This is a genomic window from Undibacterium sp. Di27W (assembly GCF_049340345.1).
GTDB lineage: Bacteria > Pseudomonadota > Gammaproteobacteria > Burkholderiales > Burkholderiaceae_D > Undibacterium.
The window spans coordinates 327,673-345,133 of record NZ_JBMPOS010000002.1 but is presented as its reverse complement, the minus strand read 5'-3'; the positions used below and the strand labels follow the sequence as shown (position 1 = coordinate 345,133).

Sequence of the window (17,461 nt, the reverse complement as noted above, 5' to 3'; positions counted from 1 at the left end):
CAGCCCTGATTGGTTTATTTGGCGGCAGCGGTTGCTGTCGTGGCCAAAGTAGGCGCTGGCAGGGCTGGTCTGGCTTGTTCAAAGGCATAGCCCATGTTGAGCAATTTGGCTTCTGACCAAGCACCGGCAAACAGTGAGAGGCCAACTGGCAAACCCCTGACCTGGCCCATGGGCACGGTCAGGTGGGGGTAACCGGCAACCGCAGCCGGGCTGCTGGAACTGCCCTCTACTGTGTCGCCCGCTTTATAGTCTATCAGCCAGGCTGTGCCTGTGGTCGGTGCGATCAGGGCATCAAGTTTATATTTCTTGAGCACTACATCGATGCCCAGCTTGCCAGCGCGCAGCTTGATGCGGGCACTGGCCTGGCGGTAGGCGGCGTCGATGAGCTTGCCTTTGGCTTGCGCCTGTTCCATCAACTCCTGGGCAAAATAAGGCATGACAGTATCCGCATGCTGCTGATTGTAGGCGATCACATCGGCCATGCTGCGGGTTTTGACACTCGCTGGTGTCTTGGCCAGATAGGCATTCAGATCAGCCTTGAATTCATACAGCAAGACGTTGAGTTCGTCTTTGTCCAGCTCTTCGAGATAAGGCAAGTCTATCTGGTCAACCACGGTAGCTCCCTGTGCGATCAGGATAGCCAGGCTCTTGTCGAACAAGGCCCTAGTGTCAGCATCGTAGCCATCCACCATTTTGCGTACTATACCCAGGCGCTTGCCTTGCAAGGCCGTGGTTTGCAAGCCTGCCGTATAGTCTTTGCTGCGCAGCCGGTCTGCCTGGCGGGTGGCAATATCTTGTTTATCACTGCCAGCCATGGCGTTCAAGAGCATGGCGGCATCACGTACATTCAGGGTCATAGGCCCGGCCGTATCCTGACTATGGCTGAGCGGGACTATGCCAGTACGGCTGACCAGGCCTATGGTGGGTTTCAAACCCACCAGGCCATTGACTGATGCGGGGCAGACGATGGAGCCATCCGTTTCTGTGCCTATTGCGGCCGGGATCAGACGTGCCGCCACCGCCGCACCTGAGCCTGCGCTGGAACCACAGGGGCTGCGCTCCAGGGCATAGGGATTGCGGGTTTGGCCACCAGCACTGCTCCAGCCACTGCTGGACTGGCTGGAACGCAGATTTGCCCATTCACTGAGATTGGCCTTGCCCAGGATGATGGCACCGGCAGCACGCAAACGGGCCACCAGAGGAGCATCTTGCTCTGCCAGGTTATCAGCCAGGGCAGTTGAACCAGCCGTGGTCACCATACCGCGGGCGGCGATATTGTCTTTCAAGAGCAGGGGCAAGCCAGCCAGGCTGCCACGGCCAGTCTTTTGCTGGTCCACTGCCTGTGCATCGGCCCTGGCCTGGGGATTACGGGTAGTGACTGCCTGTATGCTGGGGTTATACATTTGTATGCGCGCATCATAGGTATCGTAAATTTGCTGCGCCGTAGTCTTACCTGACTGTAAGTCCTGCGCCAGTTCATGTAGAGTATCGCTGGCACTGGCATGAGGTCCGTATAGCAGAGGCAGGGTGGCAAATATGCTGAGACTGAGATGGCGCAAGCGGATAGAACGGCATGTCATGAATATTTCCTTCAGAGGGGAATAGCTTGCCTGCTCAGGGCAACGCTGATGATATAGGCAAAAGTCAGGATGGCGGCGACGAAGGCGGCAGTGCGTATCGCGGGCGTCTTGCCACGCTTGAGGGCGATGGTGCCCAATACGATATACAACAACAAGGCCAGCAGTTTGGCAGTCAGCCAGTTTTGCTGGAAGGGATATTGCCCGCTCATGACAGCCAGTGTCAGGGCACTGGCGAGCAAGAGCGTATCGATCAGATGCGGCACTATCCTGACCCAGCGCTGATTCAACAGTACAGAGTCACGCATCCTCCAAAAGCCGCGCAACAAAAACAAGCTGCCACTCAAGCCTACGCAAGTCAGATGCAGGTGTTTAATGGCGAGATAGCTGATGGACATGGCAAACGACAATCCCCGGTAATTTTTTTGTGCCTGCAATACTAACCGAAAGCCGTCATTTTTTGTCATCATGTTTTGTTGGTCAAGCCATAGCTTTTTGCTCACTATCCATTACACTGGCAAATATTCCTATCTACAGAAAGAAGCCTGCATGAATTTCCTCGACCTCCTCTCCCAAGACGGTGCCACAGCAAAAATTGCCAGCCAGGGTGCTCATCTATGCTCCTGGATACCTGCGGGCGGAGTCGAGCAATTATTCATGAGCAAGAGCACAGCCTTCCAGGAGGGTGTGGCCATACGTGGCGGCGTACCGGTGGTGTTTCCCCAGTTTTCCAATCAGGGCACTTTGCCCAAGCATGGCTTTGCCCGCAACTCTGAATGGAAGCTCTTGCAATCTGGTTTGCTGGCGAATGGCGCGGCTGAAGCAGTCTATGAACTGAAGGAAAATATCGCACGCCTGACGATATGGCCGCATGTCTTCCGTGCCCAGTTGCGCATCTCCATAGGTGGCAATGCCTTGCAAATGAACCTGGACATTGAAAACACTGGCGACACCAATTTCAGCTTCACGACAGCCTTGCATACTTACCTGGCGGTGCAGGATATTGCCGACGTCAGTCTGCATGGCTTGCAAGGCCTGCATTATCGTGACACTGTCAGTGGTGCGTCACATTGTCTGGAAGCTGATCCCTTTTTGCGTATTGCCGGTGAAACTGACCGCATTTATGGCGCTGTACCAACACAACTGGAGCTGCGTCAGAAAGAACAAACTACCCTCATACGCAGCAGCGGTTTTGCCGATGCAGTGGTCTGGAACCCGGGCGCGGCAGCAGCCAATATCAATGACATGGAAGCTGGTGGAGAGCAACGCATGCTCTGTGTGGAAGCTGCCACTATTTTGCGGCCCATCAGTCTGGCTCCAGGCGATAGCTGGAGTGGCAGTCAGACACTGGAAGTGATCGCCGCAGACAGTTGACAAACAAATACATTTAACACATAGTCACAATTGAGCGTATTTGCCAATACTGGCTTTATGCAACAAACATCGTCTATCCATATGACAAAATAGCTGCAACTTTCTCTATTTTCATCCATCTTATCCATCCAGCGGATTTATTTTGTTTTTATTCGAAATAATAGGATTTTATGCAACAACTATGTTCAGCGACGCAATTTAGCCTCAAACCCGTTTTGCGCGCCCTTGTACTGGGAGGAGTTTTTTTCTTCAATGTGCCCGCAGCCCTGGCAGACAGTTTGCCCAAAGGCGTGAGCCAGGTCAGCAGCGTAGAAGGTATTACCGAATACCGCTTGCCAAATGGCTTGCGTGTTTTACTGATGCCAGATGCATCCAAACCTACCGTCACAGTCAATGTGACTTACCTGGTCGGTTCGCGTCATGAAAACTATGGCGAAACCGGTATGGCGCATTTGCTTGAGCATCTGATGTTCAAGGGCACGCCGACCAATCCCAAAATTACGGATGATTTCAATAAACGTGGCATGCGCATCAATGGCACGACTTCTCTGGACCGTACCAATTACTTTGAACTATTCCAGGCCAGCGATGACAACCTGAAATGGGCGCTGGAAATGGAAGCCGACCGTATGGTCAATTCCAATATAGCGAAAAAAGACCTCGACACAGAGATGACCGTAGTACGCAATGAATATGAGCGTGGTGAAAATTCACCCGGTGCAGTGCTGATGAAACGCCTGCAAAGCGTGGCTTTTGACTGGCATAACTATGGTAATTCCACCATAGGTAACCGCAGTGATATAGAGAACGTCAAGATAGAAAACCTGCAAGCCTTTTACCGTCAATACTACCAGCCAGACAATGCCGTGTTGTTGGTAGCAGGTAAATTCGAGACAGAAAAAACCTTACAGTGGATTAATGCGTCCTTTGGCAAAATAGCCAAACCCACCCGCAGCCTGCCTCAGTTCTGGACCACTGAGCCTACGCAGGACGGTGAGCGCAGCTTTGTCGTGCGACGCAAGGGTGACACCCAGATGGTCATGATCGCCTATAAAGTACCAGCTGGCTTGCATCATGACCGTGATGCCCTGAATTATGCAGGCAGTATATTGGCCAGTGCACCACATGGTCGTTTGCATAAACAACTGGTAGAGAGCGGCAAGCTGGTGCAGGTATTCTCAAGTGGCATGGGACATGTTGAGCCTGGTCTCGCCATCATCGGTGCAGTCGTCAAAAAAGGCGAATCTGCCGATGCTGCCAGAGATGCACTGCTGGCAGGCATAGAGGACTTCAAGAAGAATCCACCGACCAAGGAAGAACTTGAGCGCCTGCAACGCGAGAATGCCAATTACTATGAAAAGCTGCTGAATAATCATGAATCCATAGGCATCAGCATGTCTGAATATATCGCCATGGGCGACTGGCGCTATCTGTTCAAGGACAGGGATGATGCTGGCAAAGTCACAGCAGAAGAAGTCACTGCGGCCGTGACAAAGTACCTGGTACGCGACAACCGCACTATCGGTACATTCATCCCTGAAGATAATCCACAACGTGCCGAGATACCGGCTGCGCCAAGTATTGCAGAAGTCATGAAAGACTTCAAACCGAAAGCCGCAACGCTGAGTGGCGAAGTGTTTGACCCATCACCGGCAAATATCGATAAACGCACACAACTAAGCAATATCGGCAATCTGCAAGTAGCCTTGCTGCCTAAAAAAACCCGTGGCGAGACTGTGAATGTCACTTTGAATTTGCATTGGGGCGATGAAAAAAGCCTGTTCGGCAAAGCTACAGCAATAGGCTTTACTGGTGGCTTGCTAAACACAGGGACCAGCAAATATAGCCGCGCCCAGCTGGCAGATGAAATGTCCAAACTGAAAATGAGTGGCGGCCTGTATTCATTCCAGACCACCAGGGCCAACTTGCCAGCAGCACTGGAATTGGTGGCGCATGTCTTGAAAGAAGCCAACTTCCCTGAGAGTGAATTCAAGCAAATGCAGGAAAAAGCCCTGGTCGGCATGGAGGCTTCACGCAATGAACCTTCTGCCGTTGCCAGCCGCGCCATGGCCCAGCATTTCAATACCTATCCTAAAGGAGATGTCCGTGCCTCGCTGACACTGGATGAAAGCCTGGAAGCGATCCGCAATGTCAAGCTGGAAGACATCAAGGCTTTCCATAAAAATTTCTATGGTGTCTCCAAAGGTGAATTGTCCATCGTCGGTGATTTTGATGTGGATAGTACCAAACAGACCGTCGCCAAAGTATTTGATGGCTGGACCAGCAAGGCTCCCTACACTCGCCTGGTCAGCAAACGCGAAGACATCCCGGCGGTACGCAAGACTTTCAACACTCCTGACAAGGAAAACGGCGTCTACTCCAGTCGCATGAATCTGAGCTTGCGGGAAGACGATGCCGATTTCGCTGCACTACGTGTAGCCAATTATATTTTTGGTGGTGGTGCTGGCATGAACTCGCGCGTGATGGAACGCATACGTCAAAAAGATGGCTTGTCTTATGGCGGTGGTTCCAGCCTGACTGCGGGTGAGATAGACCCGACAGGCAGCTTTAGCATCAGTGCCACGGCAGCACCGCAAAACCTGGAAAAACTGGAAGCCGCCATCAAGGAAGAACTGGCACGCGCCCTCAAAGATGGCTTCACTGCCGATGAGCTGGCCAAGGCCAAGTCAGGTTTATTACAGCAAAGGGTACAGGGGCGCACCAGTGATGGTGCCGTCGCCAGCGGCTGGAATAGCAATATCTACCTGAAACGCACATGGGCCTGGTCGCAAGCCATGGATGACAAGATACAGGCGCTGACCGTCGAACAGGTGAACGATGCCTTCCGCCGCTATATCGATCCAGCCAAAATGAGTATCTTCATCGCGGCAGATGAAGCCAAGGCTAAAGCAGTTATAGCCAAATAAGTTTTTTCTTTATCTTCAAACCGGGAATCTGAGATTTCCGGTTTTTTTATTGCCCATTTTCAAGCTTCATCATGTCCACATTTAAAACGCCTGTTCTTGCGCTCACTCTTGCCATGGGCCTGCTATCGCTACACAGCCAGACACTGGCAGCTCCTGCCTTACCTGCCAACATAGTGCAGGTGCAAACTGTAGAAGGCATCACTGAATATCGCCTGCCCAACGGCTTCAAGTTCTTGCTAATGCCAGACAAATCCACGTCGACGACGACCATAGGCATGACGTATCTGGTCGGCTCCAGGAACGAGGGTGCAGGACAAACCGGCTATGCACATTTGCTTGAGCATATGCTATTCAAGGGCAGTAAAAATTATCCGCAACTTTCCAAACAAATGAATGAAAAAGGCATGCACTCAAATGCCATGACCTTTCCAGACCGCACGCACTATTTCGCCAACTTCGAGGCGAATGACAGTGAGCTTGACTGGATCCTGAGCTTGGAGGCAGACCGCATGCAAAATGCGCGTATCCTGAAATCAGAACTCGACACAGAGATGACGGTGGTACGTAATGAACTTGAACGCAGAGAGAATAATGCACACGATACGCTGAAGCGGCGGGTACAGTCGGTCGCCTTTGACTGGCATGGCTATGGTCATAGCGTCATCGGTGAAAAAAGCGATATTGAGAATGTCAATATAGAATCATTACAGCAGTTATACCACCAGTATTATCGGCCTGATAATGTGGTATTGCTGGTAGCAGGCAAGTTTGATACTGGCATGGTGTTAAAGACTATCTCACGTGAGTTTGGCCGCATTCCAGCACCTCAATCTGCCTTACCAAATATTCCTACGATAGAACCGGCACAGCAGGGTGAACGTCAGATCATTCTCAGGAAAAAAGAAAACGCCGATGCGGTCATACTTGCCTATCACCTGCCCTCGCTATTGCATCCCGACCATGTCAGCTTGAAATTCGCCGCCTTCATGATAAGTGCCAGCCGCGAATTGCGGAATGAGGCTGGCGACATATTTCCCGCCAATCCGGGCGTAGGTTTTCATCTCGAAGGCACAGCCCAGAATGGCTTGATATTTTTTTCTCATACTAACTCACCGGGTAGTCTCGATGAAAACAGCGCTAAAGGCTTGACCAAGGTCATAGAAACTTTTGGGAAAAATACCTGGCCGCAGCAAGAACTGGATTTTATCAAGAACAAATATATGAATGGTTTTTCAGCTTCAATGAATGACCCCCGGTTCCTGAATTTCTGGATCTCGGAATACATCGCAGCCGGAGACTGGCGCTCAATGTTCCTGGAAAAGGATCGTATGGTCAGTATGACGAGTGAACAAATACAAAAAGCCGCATTGCGTTATTTTGTCAGGGAAAACCGCACTACAGGCATCTTGCTGTCAGAAGAGAAAAGCACAGACAGCAGCATACCGCCGGTTCCCACGGCCAGTGAGGCACTCAAGGAATTTTCACATCGCGATGAATATGCTACGGTCGCTGAATTCAATACCTCGGCCGAACATATTCAACAAAGTACCCGCCGGCTCAAGATAGGAAATATAGAAGCCGCCTTGCTGGCAAAACCCACGCGTGGCCAGGCAGTGAGCGTAGAGTTGGTCTTGCACTGGGGAGATGAAAATTCCCTGGCTGGCAAACGATGGATAGAGAACCTGACCGCACAAGTTTTGCCGAATGGCACCAATTCTTATGGAAAAGAAAGCCTGGAGGCTGAACGGGTAAAAGCCCGTATACGCGGTGGCATCACCAAATTCACCACCGACAAAGCGCATCTGAAACAGGCCCTGCAATTGATGATGTTGAATCTGAAAGAACCTAATCTTGCCCACCTTTACAGCATACTCTCCAATGAGCGGCTGCTGTGGACAAAATCAGCCAGCACCCCAGAGCGCATGGCCAGGGACGAGTTGGCCAGACATTTCAACAATTTCCCCCCTGGAGATGTGCGTGCCCTGGAAACCGCTCAGCAAGTGCTCACTGAATTGAGCACCATCAAGGCAACTGATGTGATTGATTTTCACAAGCAGTTTTATGGCGCCAGCAACGGCCATATTGCCATCGTTGGTGATTTTGATATAGACGAGACCAAGGCGGTATTGGAACAAGAATTCCAGGCATGGGAAAGCAAGTCGCCTTACCAGCTTGCACACCAGCACTTTATCGAACGGCAGCCATTACATAAATTCCTGGATACTCCAGGCAAAGAAAATGGCACTTTCCTGGGACAACTGGATGTCCCGGTTGGCATTAACGAGGCTGATTTTACCGCTTTGACGGTTGCCAGTTATTTGCTGGGTAGCCACCCTATAGAATCCAGGCTGGGCAGGCGGGTGCGCCTGAAGGAAGGCTGGAGTTATGGTGTAACTTCCAGCCTGACTCCTTATGCCACCGATGCTGTCAGCAACTGGGAAATCACGGCAAGTGCCGCCAGCCCGAATATAGAGAAACTCAAACAGGCAATCCTGGAAGAAATGCAATTGCTGGTCATTAATGGCTTTACGCAAAATGAATTGCAAATGGCCAAATCTTCCTTAAGCCATTTGCAACTGCAGGCCAGACACAATAATGATTATCTGGCCACAGAGTGGAGCAGCCTCTTACATCATGGCGTCGATTATTCCTGGCAAATCCAAAGGGATGCGGCCTTGCAAAATCTGAGCCTGGAACAATTGAACAAGGCCACCAGACAATATCTTCAACCAGAACGCTGGAGCATCGTGACCACTGGTGATGCCAGCAAGATACCCAGGAACCCTTAACGCCTGTTGACGACCTAGTGCGCGTGCGTGATCCGGGCTGATCCACTGAGTTTGCTAGCCAGACTCAGCCCTTCCAGCTCCTTTGCAAGCCGGTGTCGGTATGTATCCAGCCGCCGTTGGCAGTCTGGCGATAATAGAAGCCGACCCCGCCCTGACGGAAGCTTTGTATCAGTTCGCCCAGGATTTCTTCATGCAATTGGGGGATGCGTATATCCGCCGCCTTGCCTTCCATATGCAGGGATTTGCGGGCGGCGGGCACGCCTTGTTCTATCAGGCGCATGTTGGAAGCCTGGGTGCGAAAGCCGGACAATACTTCCAGCGGCCTGGTCATGCCCAGGCGGGCGATATAGGCCTGGGTGGCCCACAGGGTTTCCAGCAATTTGGGATCTATCGGCGCAGTTTCTTTGCCATTCACATCACGCAGCAAATGGCAAAGCTGCTGGTAGGCCGATTCCAGTACATCACCATCTTTCCAGTACAGCAGCTTGCTGCGCTCGCCAGTCGCCGGACGTATCAAATCCAGGGTACGCGGCTTGACCCAGAATTCTATATCCAGTGACTGCGAATCAAACAAGTCTGGCGGTGGTGTTGGTTCTGCTGCCTGCAGCAAGGTATGCGGCGCGACCAGGCCAGCACTGCCGAGCAAAAGTCCTTTTTTTATGAGTTGACGGCGGGTAGGCATCATACTTTGTTCTTGGTTTGACGATGAAAACCAGCTTAGTGTACATCTGCTGGAAAAACAATTGGCAGCTGTTGCAAAGGCTTACGTTTTATCCGGTAAATTTGCAGTTGATGGCTAGAAAATGGCATTCTGTCTTGTTGCACGATGAAATCCAGGTAAAACAACATTACACTGGGCACCTGTTTAATCTTTCCCCTACGATATCATGTACAAATCATTCGGATGTCTGTTGTTGCTCACGCTCTCACTCAGCGCATGTGAAGTCAGGGTCAATGGCGATGCCGTCAAGGGTAGTGGCAAACTCCTGACCGAGCAGCGCACGGTGACTGAATTCAGCGCCATAGAAAATGCTGGTTTCTTTGATGTGATCGTGACGAGCGGGACTGCTGCTGCAGTGGAAATCAGTGGTGACGATAATCTGGTGCCAGAAATAGAAACCGTGGTGGAAAACAAGGTCTTGATCATACGCAGCAAGCGCAAGTCCTATAGTTTCACCTGGAATAACCGCCCGGGCACAGTCAAGGTCACGGTCAATAGTCTGAACCGTATTAATAATACCGGCAGTGGTGACATCGATGTGCGCAACCTGCAGTCTGATAATCTGGCGCTGAACCTGAATGGCTCTGGCGATATCAAGATCAGTGGCAAGACAGGAAGCCTGAAAATGGCCGCCACTGGCAGCGGTGATATTGATTTGCAACAATTAGAAGTCGGCAAGGCAGAACTGGAAATCCATGGCCCGGGTGATACCTATATGCACAGCATCACCCAGTCGCTGGATGCCAGCCTGAATGGCAGTGGCGAACTCAGCGTCGACGATTTGCAATCGGTGCCTGTGAAACTGGTACAGCATGGGCCTGGAGAATCAAAACTGTCGGGTAAGATAAAGATGCTGGATCTGGTCATGTCTGGTTCGGGCGACGCAAAGATTCACAATATCCAGGCGGAACAAGTGAATATACGTGCCAGCGGACCAGGAGAAATTGAACTCAGTGGCGAAGTCACCAACCTGAGTCTGAACAGCAGTGGATCTGGTGATGTCAATGCAGATAACTTGAAAATCAAGGATTTGCAAGTCGTCAATAGCGGCCCTTCCAACCAAAGTTATGCTGGTATATCAGGCTTGCTTAAGCTGGAAAATGCTGGTTCCGGTGACTTTGACGTGGACTTGCAATCCGAAGCAGTACTGGAAATCATCATGAATGGCCCTGGAGAAACCAGGCTGAAAGGCCGGGCCAAGAGCCTGAATGCCAAATTGACAGGTAGCGGTGACTTGCGCGCCAGTGAATTATTGCTTGATAGTGCCAGCATCAAAGTGACCGGCCCCAGCGAAGCCGAAGTCAATGTCAAAAAAGCAGGCGGCTCACGGACTGTCAGGATAGATAGAAATGGGGTAGCAGATTAAGGCTTGCAGGCCTGATTCCTGCCAGACTCTCAAAAGGGTAGATGCTGATGGCATGTGCCCTTTTTGTTTTTTTAGTATTCCGATTCAGTATCTGGTTTGCCATATTTAACAGAGTTTGTGGCATGCCATGCCGCATCCTTACCCGGGCCAGCAGCCAAAGCAGATAAATTGCGCTAAGATAAAGCGACAGAGATCAGCCCGGAATAACAATGCCACGCTACACGCGCTTACTTGCCAGCATACTGCTAGTTTGCGCCTGCTGGATCAATGTGGCACATGCGCAGACCAGGCAAAACACCGTATTGCTGATGAGCGAGGAACTCGATGGCAAGGGTGCTGTCATTCCGCTATCGAATGAAGTCCTGGAGTTGTTGCGCTATCTGGAACTGCACAGCAAACTCAGATTCGAGGTAAGACGTTATCCCTGGAAGAGGGCGGTAGAAAATGCGGCTAACGGCGAGGGCCTGATCTTTGGCATCTCGAAAACCCGAGAGCGCCTGCGCTTGTTCAAATTCAGCCTGCCTATCTTTGCCGATCAGGCTGTGCTGGTGACACTATGCACTGCCAGATTCAGCTATAACTCTGTGGATGATTTAAAGGGCAAGACCATAGGTATCGTGCGCGGCACCAGCTATGGGGAGGAATTTGACAGACTCAGCAATGTCTTGTTCAAGGTCGAAGATGATACTGGCAATAATCTGGGCCGCTTCAGGAAATTATTCATGCGGCGCATGGATGCCTTTTTACTCTACAGTTCGGCAACCAATACCAGCCGCCTGGAAAATTATCTCAATCAGCAATATGCCAGGGAATTCACCGACAAAACCTCGAATAACAAGTTGTTTTGCATCTTGCCCAAGCCCGTCTCTTCTATCGATATCCATATAGCCATAAGTAAGGATAGTGATGCCAGCCTGCTGCAACAAATCGACCAGGCCATACTGCGTGGCCGGCAAGATGGGGAACTGGCGCGAATTTACTCGCCCAGATAGATCAGGATAAAGACCAGGATAAGCAGATCAGGCTGACCTGGCACCCTTGTATTGATGCCGCAAGACCAGACGGCTGCTGGCGATAAGACTATTCAAACCCAGTATCAGCTGTATCAGTACATGGCCAGGCAAAGCCCAGACTTGCCCACGCGGCGGCGGGGTGCGCGTCACAGCAGTCAGGACTGGTGTGACCCATAATGCTTCTTCAGTCAGGTCCAGCAAGACATCACCATCAGAATTGGTATGCAGGTATAGCTCACCACCATGCACCAGGCTCAGGCAGATGCCCTGTCCGGTCGTGGGCTTGTCACCCAGGGCCTGTTGCAATTCACGGTGTTGCAAATCCATCCAGGCTTCGACATCAAGCGCTGTTTCCAGAGAAATCCAGGGATGCTCCAATAGAGAAGGCGGGGTAGCTGATGGCAGATCGTCATTAAACATCATTTTGTTTCTTTATTGCTTTCTTGCTTATCCACAAGCCCGAGAGTAATGAGGCAAGCATTAAGTGCTAAATGCCGCATTTTGACACAAATGTTTCTGGTAGCACGGGCTAAGTGACGCTGTATACCCCTGCAAACATTTAAAAAATTACATGTTTTTCCTGAGTGCGCCTTTAAATATCCCGTAGTGAGCTAGGGTCTTACCCAATGAATTGGTCGGCATTTCTACAAAAACATGGATGGCATAGGCCATCGCAGTAACGACCAAAAGAGCCAGCAATACCGAAAAATAAAATGGACAGGCATAAAACATCAGTATTTTTATCATGACATACCCGGCCAGTGAATGTACCAGGTACAAGGGAAAACTGATATCCGCGAGAAAATCAAAGCAGCGGTTTTTCCTGAATTTATTTCTGAAGATATACGCCAGTGCAAAGAGCGCAAACCCATAAAAATAAATCCTGGTCACAATAGGAAATTGATCTTGTATGCTGCTGTGTGACCAGGTCAGTGCAAAGATCATCAACTGCAGCAGCACACAGAAAATCAAATTTTTGTTGGATATTTTCTGTTGATATGAATAATAAAAAAACAGGCCTATCAACATGAATTGTACATACACAAAGCCGGAAGCCAGCAACTTGAGGACAGATAACAACTCAGCACTCACTGCCGTACTATATGTACTGTTCAAGAACCAGTTCAGCATCAATAGGCTCAGGGAAAAAATAAAAAGCGGAAGGATTTTTCCCTGCCTGATTGCCGGGCTCAGGCAGGCTGCGACGAGATAAAATTTCAATTCCACCACCAGCGTCCAGTTGACCAGATCAACACTGGGTAGTAAAAAGAAATCATTGATCAACAACATATTGGATGCCAGAATTTTCGCATTCCAAAAAAGTGGCATGCTCCAAAACTGACTGGAGCAATAAACAAATAACAAACCTACCGACAAGCTCATACAGTAAGTAGGATAAATCCTGAAAAACCGCATGATCAAAAACTTCGACGAGCTAATCTTTTCCAGCGAGACGGGGATCACAAAACCACTGATCAAAAAAAAGATAGATACGCCCAGGGGTCCAAGACCAAAATTGGGGTAGTAGGACATGATATCGTAGACCAGCGGGCTGGCACCGCCATGGACCGGCGATGCAGTATAGTAAGCAACTGCCTCCCTCATCCCCCAGTACACACCAAACCAGTGAGAGACCAGCACGAGTACAGCGGCCATGCCCCTGAGTTGATGCGCAAATAAAATCTTGTTTTTATCAGATGACATATTTTTACAGCATTTTATCGTTTGAACATATTAACAAGGCATGCACATTTCTTCGTCACGAATACCGTAGCTGGTATTGAGGCGAATTGATCAGGCTAAAAAAACAAAGGCGCAGAGTGTAGCACCCCGCGCCTGGCCTCTGATCATGCACTGTCAGGATTTATTTGATTTGTTTCACTTCCAGACCCTGTTTTTCCAGCAATTCGATAATACTGTTGGCACCAGACAAGTGACCGGCACCGACCACGATAAAGAGTTTCTTGCCCTGCTCTTGCAAACCCAGAATTTTTTTTGTCATGCCCTGGTTACGATCATCCAGTAATAATTTCATGAGCTTTTTCGAACCGGCATCCTTGTTGGCGGCATCTTGCAGTATCTTTGCCAATCCCTCGACGTCGCCGCTTTTCCAGGCGCTGATCATGCCTGCGGTTTCACGCAGGGTATCACCACTCTTCAAGCCATCCAGAGTCTGGGCCAGCATGGCATCCGCATCTTCATCCGGCAAGCCGCCCAGGACACCGGCCTGGAATGCGGTGCTTTCCAGTTCGACTATCTCTTTTTTATCCTGCTTGGCACGCAAGATGTAATGCAAGTCCACGCCCTTGGATGCATCATAGCCTTGCTGCCTGAAGACACCGATACTGAGTGCAGTGGCGACGACGGTGGGTTTCAGGTTCTGGAATTGTGCGGCAGCCGGGCCGACCATGGATTGCAGGCTTTCCCAGGTGGTTTTCTTGATGTGGTTTTCCAGTTTATCGGGCGCCGCATAGGTAAAGAAGGGCATGGCTTTTTCAGCGGCCTTGGCATCGGTGGTGTCGACTTCCACTACCAGGGTATCGGCCTGTTTGTAAGCGCTCTCTACTGCCTCAGGGAGGGGATAAAAACTGGCTTTGGCCAGATGGATGGAGCCGAACAGATAAGCGGTATTTTTTTCGGATTTAACTTCCCACAATACTCCTTTGGCCGGCGTTTCTGCCTGGGCAAAAGCCTGGCTGGCAGCAACAGCCAATCCACATACGGCCAGGTACTTGAGCGTCAACTGAGTTAGTGTAGTCTTGAATTTCATTGTCATTATTTCCATATCATTATTTAATCTGGTCTGGCTGATGTGATGTCAGGCGGCACAGGATAACAGAAAGCCTGCGCAGATTTGATCCATGCAGGCGATGTCGGGCTTTGCCGAGTTAGTACAGGGTGGCACGCTGCCTGGCTGGCAATTCACTATCATATTTTTCACCGTCGACTTCAGCATTGCTGAGTGCGGCCAAAATCGTACCCGGGCTGGGAATTTGCACGGAAACTGGCTTGCCATTAGCTTGCCATAATTGTGAGCGCAGGATAGCGCGTGCGCATTGGAAATACACCGTCTCCACGGCAATGCGCAACACGCACTTGGGTGCTTTGCCATCCACGGCCAGTCTTTCCAGCAGCTCAGGTTCGACAGAAATGCTGGCCCTGCCATTGACACGCAAAGTTTCGCCTATCCCAGGGATCAGGAACAAAAGACCGACCTGCGGATCAAACAAAATATTGCGCAAACTGTCTATGCGGTTATTACCGCGCCGCTCAGGCAGGAGCAGGGTATGCTCATCTTCGACCACGATGAAGCCGGGGGCATCCCCCCTGGGTGAGGCATCCAGGCCATCGACTCCACGTGTGGCCAGCACGGCAAAGGGCGAGGCTTCTATCATGGCGCGGTAGTGCGGATGTATATATGGCACTTCCTTTTTGATGGATGCAGCACCAACCACATCAAATAAGGCAGCCAGTTGCTCACTGCTGGTAATCAGATAAGGGGAGGAAGGATTTGTCATAAGAAGAGCTGGCGAGAGTTGATCAAGATGAGATGGGGCAGCTGATAAGACCGGGCTTGCATATAGTACTGACAGTACTGACAATATTAACATTGCTCAAAGCTGCATGCCTGGCCCGGCCTATTTTCTGGGCTTATTCTCTGGGCTTGCTCAACAGGGCTTTCAAACCAGCCAGCCTTTCCTTGGGCGTCATGACTTCACCTTCGGCTGGCAGGGCATCACCTTCATCGAGCTTCATTTCCTTGATAAAACGGGAAGGATCGCAATGCACTTGCACGCCTGCACGTTTGCGTTTTTTGCACCAGGTGATATGCAGGCTGCGCTGGGCGCGGGTAATGCCTACGTACATCAAACGACGCTCTTCTTCTATGCGCGCGGCAAAGGTTTCTATAGGCGCATCCGGGTCACCCTTGTGCGGCAGGATACCTTCTTCGACACCGACCAGGAATACATGTGGATATTCCAGCCCCTTGGAAGCATGCAGGGTCGACATGCGCACGGCATCCGGTTCTTCATCCTTGCCTTCCATCATGGTCATCAGGGCCACCATCTGGGTCAGGTCGAGCAGGCTGCGGTGATCATCAGTACCATCCTTGCCGCCACTGCCTTTGGTTTTCAGCCACTGGGTAAAGTCGAGCACGTTTTGCCATTTGTTTTGCGCAGCACGGTCTTCAAAGCTATCGTAGAGATAGCCTTCGTAATTAATTTCTTTCATCAGGTCATCCAGCAATTCTGTGGCATGACCCTCCCTGTGGGCGTGGGCTTCGACCTGGTTGATGAAGGTACAGAAATTGCGTAAAGGCCTTAACTGCTTGTCAGGCAGCTTGGCTTCTATGCCACCTTTGAAAACGGCAGCAAACAGCGAGCATTGCCATTGCCCGGCAAATTCACCCAGCACTTCCAGTGTGGCCAGGCCGACACCACGCTTGGGTGTGGTGATGGCGCGGATAAAAGCCGGGTCATCATCTTCATTGGCGATCAGGCGTAAATAGGCAATGATGTCCTTGATTTCGGCACGGTCAAAGAAACTCTGGCCACCGGAAATGGTGTAGGGAATACGTTCGCGCCGCAAGGCCTGTTCGATAACACGCGCCTGGTGATTACCGCGATACAAAATCGCGTAATCAGAATACTTGGCCTGGCGCTCAAAGCGGTGGGCAGAAATCATGATGGCGACTTGCTCGGCCTCTTGTTCATCATCCTGCATACCCAATACCTTGACCGGATCACCCAGGCCATGCTCAGACCACAGTGACTTTTCAAACAGTTTGGGATTATTGCCAATAACAGAATTGGCTGCCTGCAAGATGCGGGTGCTGGAGCGGTAATTTTGTTCCAGCTTGATGATTTCCAGATTAGGAAAATCCACCTGCAAGGTTTTCAGGTTTTCTATGGTGGCACCGCGCCAGGCATAGATAGCCTGATCATCATCGCCCACGGCAGTAAACATGGGCTTTTTACCTATGCCACTCACCAGTAATTTCACCAGTTCATACTGACAGGTATTGGTATCCTGGTATTCATCGACGAGCAAATAGCGCAGGCGGCGTTGCCACTTGTCGCGCACCTGTTCATTGCTGCGGAACAGTTCTACCGGCAAGCGTATCAAATCATCGAAATCCACCGCCTGATAGGCTGACAGAGTAGCGACATAACTACGGTAAACCCTGGCGGCAATCGCTTCGTCTTCATCTTTCGCCTGTTGCAAAGCGACCTCAGGGTCAACCAGGCCATTTTTCCAGAGCGACATGGCAGTTTGTATACGGCGTATCAATTGCTTGTCGGTGGTAATCGCCAGATCCTGCACCAGCGAAAAGCAGTCATCGCTATCCATGATGGAAAAACGGTCTTTCAGACCGAGGGCCTGGGCTTCCTGCCTGAGTATCTTCACTCCCAGGGAGTGGAAAGTGGACACTGTCAATTGCCTGGCCTGGCGCGGTTCGGCCAGCAGTTTGCCTATGCGCTCCTGCATTTCCAGGGCAGCCTTATTGGTAAAGGTCAGGGCGGCAATATGTTTTGGATCATAGCCATGCAACTCGATCAGATTGACGATTTTCTGGGTAATCACGCGCGTCTTGCCTGAACCAGCCCCAGCCAGCACCAGGCAGGGGCCATCCATATAATTGACTGCATTACTTTGGGGGGTATTCAGGCCATGTGACATAAGGGAGAAAGA

13 protein-coding genes are annotated in these 17,461 nt (G+C 50.8%); 5 read left to right on the top strand and 8 right to left on the bottom strand.

Translation table 11 applies throughout. From position 1 onward, the window contains the following. Nucleotides 1–14: 14 nt before the first annotated feature. Both ACO0LF_RS06300 and ACO0LF_RS06295 read right to left on the bottom strand, forming a co-directional pair. Nucleotides 15–1,580 carry an amidase gene (locus ACO0LF_RS06300; protein ID WP_423013019.1) on the bottom strand — a complete coding sequence of 522 codons (1,566 nt, stop codon included), beginning with the start codon at nt 1,578–1,580 and terminating at the stop codon, nt 15–17. 11 nt (nt 1,581–1,591) lie between these two features. Further along, on the bottom strand, nt 1,592–2,047 hold the full coding sequence (locus ACO0LF_RS06295) for a SirB2 family protein (RefSeq protein ID WP_423013017.1): 456 nt from the start codon (nt 2,045–2,047) through the stop codon (nt 1,592–1,594). 79 nt (nt 2,048–2,126) lie between these two features. Between ACO0LF_RS06295 and ACO0LF_RS06290 the strand changes: the two genes are divergently transcribed. The 3 genes from ACO0LF_RS06290 to ACO0LF_RS06280 all read left to right on the top strand — a co-directional run bounded on the left by ACO0LF_RS06290 (nt 2,127) and on the right by ACO0LF_RS06280 (nt 8,667). Then, on the top strand, nt 2,127–2,951 hold the full coding sequence (locus ACO0LF_RS06290) for a D-hexose-6-phosphate mutarotase (RefSeq protein ID WP_423013015.1): 825 nt from the start codon (nt 2,127–2,129) through the stop codon (nt 2,949–2,951). 170 nt (nt 2,952–3,121) lie between these two features. Continuing rightward, nucleotides 3,122–5,878: a M16 family metallopeptidase gene (locus tag ACO0LF_RS06285; RefSeq protein WP_423013013.1), complete on the top strand. Its 2,757-nt coding sequence runs from the start codon at nt 3,122–3,124 to the stop codon at nt 5,876–5,878. Nucleotides 5,879–5,949: 71 nt separating this feature from the next. After that, a complete protein-coding gene (locus ACO0LF_RS06280) occupies nt 5,950–8,667 on the top strand; it encodes a M16 family metallopeptidase (RefSeq protein WP_423013011.1) in 2,718 nt (905 codons plus the stop codon). 64 nt (nt 8,668–8,731) lie between these two features. Here ACO0LF_RS06280 and ACO0LF_RS06275 read toward each other — a convergent pair whose 3' ends face one another. Continuing rightward, nucleotides 8,732–9,349, bottom strand: coding sequence for a YcbK family protein (locus ACO0LF_RS06275; RefSeq protein ID WP_423013473.1), 618 nt, complete (start codon nt 9,347–9,349; stop codon nt 8,732–8,734). Between the two features lie 205 nt (nt 9,350–9,554). On the opposite strand from ACO0LF_RS06275, the gene ACO0LF_RS06270 reads away from it, so the two are divergent. After that, the gene (locus tag ACO0LF_RS06270) at nt 9,555–10,754 is read left to right on the top strand and encodes a GIN domain-containing protein (RefSeq protein WP_423013009.1); all 1,200 of its coding nucleotides are present in this window, start codon (nt 9,555–9,557) and stop codon (nt 10,752–10,754) included. A 209-nt stretch (nt 10,755–10,963) separates the two neighbouring features. Continuing rightward, nucleotides 10,964–11,746 carry a substrate-binding periplasmic protein gene (locus ACO0LF_RS06265; RefSeq protein ID WP_423013007.1) on the top strand — a complete coding sequence of 261 codons (783 nt, stop codon included), beginning with the start codon at nt 10,964–10,966 and terminating at the stop codon, nt 11,744–11,746. A gap of 27 nt (nt 11,747–11,773) precedes the next feature. Here ACO0LF_RS06265 and ACO0LF_RS06260 read toward each other — a convergent pair whose 3' ends face one another. The 5 genes from ACO0LF_RS06260 to ACO0LF_RS06240 form a co-directional block, all read right to left on the bottom strand. Continuing rightward, nucleotides 11,774–12,190 carry a hypothetical protein gene (locus ACO0LF_RS06260; RefSeq protein ID WP_423013005.1) on the bottom strand — a complete coding sequence of 139 codons (417 nt, stop codon included), beginning with the start codon at nt 12,188–12,190 and terminating at the stop codon, nt 11,774–11,776. A gap of 144 nt (nt 12,191–12,334) precedes the next feature. After that, a complete protein-coding gene (locus tag ACO0LF_RS06255; protein WP_423013003.1) occupies nt 12,335–13,471 on the bottom strand; it encodes an acyltransferase family protein in 1,137 nt (378 codons plus the stop codon). Nucleotides 13,472–13,631: 160 nt separating this feature from the next. Beyond that, entirely contained in the window at nt 13,632–14,537 is a 906-nt protein-coding gene (locus ACO0LF_RS06250; RefSeq protein WP_423013001.1) for a TraB/GumN family protein, read from the bottom strand. Between the two features lie 118 nt (nt 14,538–14,655). Continuing rightward, on the bottom strand, nt 14,656–15,285 hold the full coding sequence (locus tag ACO0LF_RS06245) for a pyridoxamine 5'-phosphate oxidase family protein (protein ID WP_423012999.1): 630 nt from the start codon (nt 15,283–15,285) through the stop codon (nt 14,656–14,658). A 133-nt stretch (nt 15,286–15,418) separates the two neighbouring features. Further along, nucleotides 15,419–17,449: a UvrD-helicase domain-containing protein gene (locus tag ACO0LF_RS06240; RefSeq protein WP_423012997.1), complete on the bottom strand. Its 2,031-nt coding sequence runs from the start codon at nt 17,447–17,449 to the stop codon at nt 15,419–15,421. Nucleotides 17,450–17,461 lie beyond the last annotated feature (12 nt).

Coding starts and splice junctions, on each gene's coding strand:
- ACO0LF_RS06300 (WP_423013019.1), bottom strand. CDS start 1,580: ATGACATGCCGTTCTATCCGCTTGCGCCATCTCAGTCTCAGCATATTT.
- ACO0LF_RS06295 (WP_423013017.1), bottom strand. CDS start 2,047: ATGATGACAAAAAATGACGGCTTTCGGTTAGTATTGCAGGCACAAAAA.
- ACO0LF_RS06290 (WP_423013015.1), top strand. CDS start 2,127: ATGAATTTCCTCGACCTCCTCTCCCAAGACGGTGCCACAGCAAAAATT.
- ACO0LF_RS06285 (WP_423013013.1), top strand. CDS start 3,122: ATGCAACAACTATGTTCAGCGACGCAATTTAGCCTCAAACCCGTTTTG.
- ACO0LF_RS06280 (WP_423013011.1), top strand. CDS start 5,950: ATGTCCACATTTAAAACGCCTGTTCTTGCGCTCACTCTTGCCATGGGC.
- ACO0LF_RS06275 (WP_423013473.1), bottom strand. CDS start 9,349: ATGCCTACCCGCCGTCAACTCATAAAAAAAGGACTTTTGCTCGGCAGT.
- ACO0LF_RS06270 (WP_423013009.1), top strand. CDS start 9,555: ATGTACAAATCATTCGGATGTCTGTTGTTGCTCACGCTCTCACTCAGC.
- ACO0LF_RS06265 (WP_423013007.1), top strand. CDS start 10,964: ATGCCACGCTACACGCGCTTACTTGCCAGCATACTGCTAGTTTGCGCC.
- ACO0LF_RS06260 (WP_423013005.1), bottom strand. CDS start 12,190: ATGATGTTTAATGACGATCTGCCATCAGCTACCCCGCCTTCTCTATTG.
- ACO0LF_RS06255 (WP_423013003.1), bottom strand. CDS start 13,471: ATGTCATCTGATAAAAACAAGATTTTATTTGCGCATCAACTCAGGGGC.
- ACO0LF_RS06250 (WP_423013001.1), bottom strand. CDS start 14,537: ATGAAATTCAAGACTACACTAACTCAGTTGACGCTCAAGTACCTGGCC.
- ACO0LF_RS06245 (WP_423012999.1), bottom strand. CDS start 15,285: ATGACAAATCCTTCCTCCCCTTATCTGATTACCAGCAGTGAGCAACTG.
- ACO0LF_RS06240 (WP_423012997.1), bottom strand. CDS start 17,449: ATGTCACATGGCCTGAATACCCCCCAAAGTAATGCAGTCAATTATATG.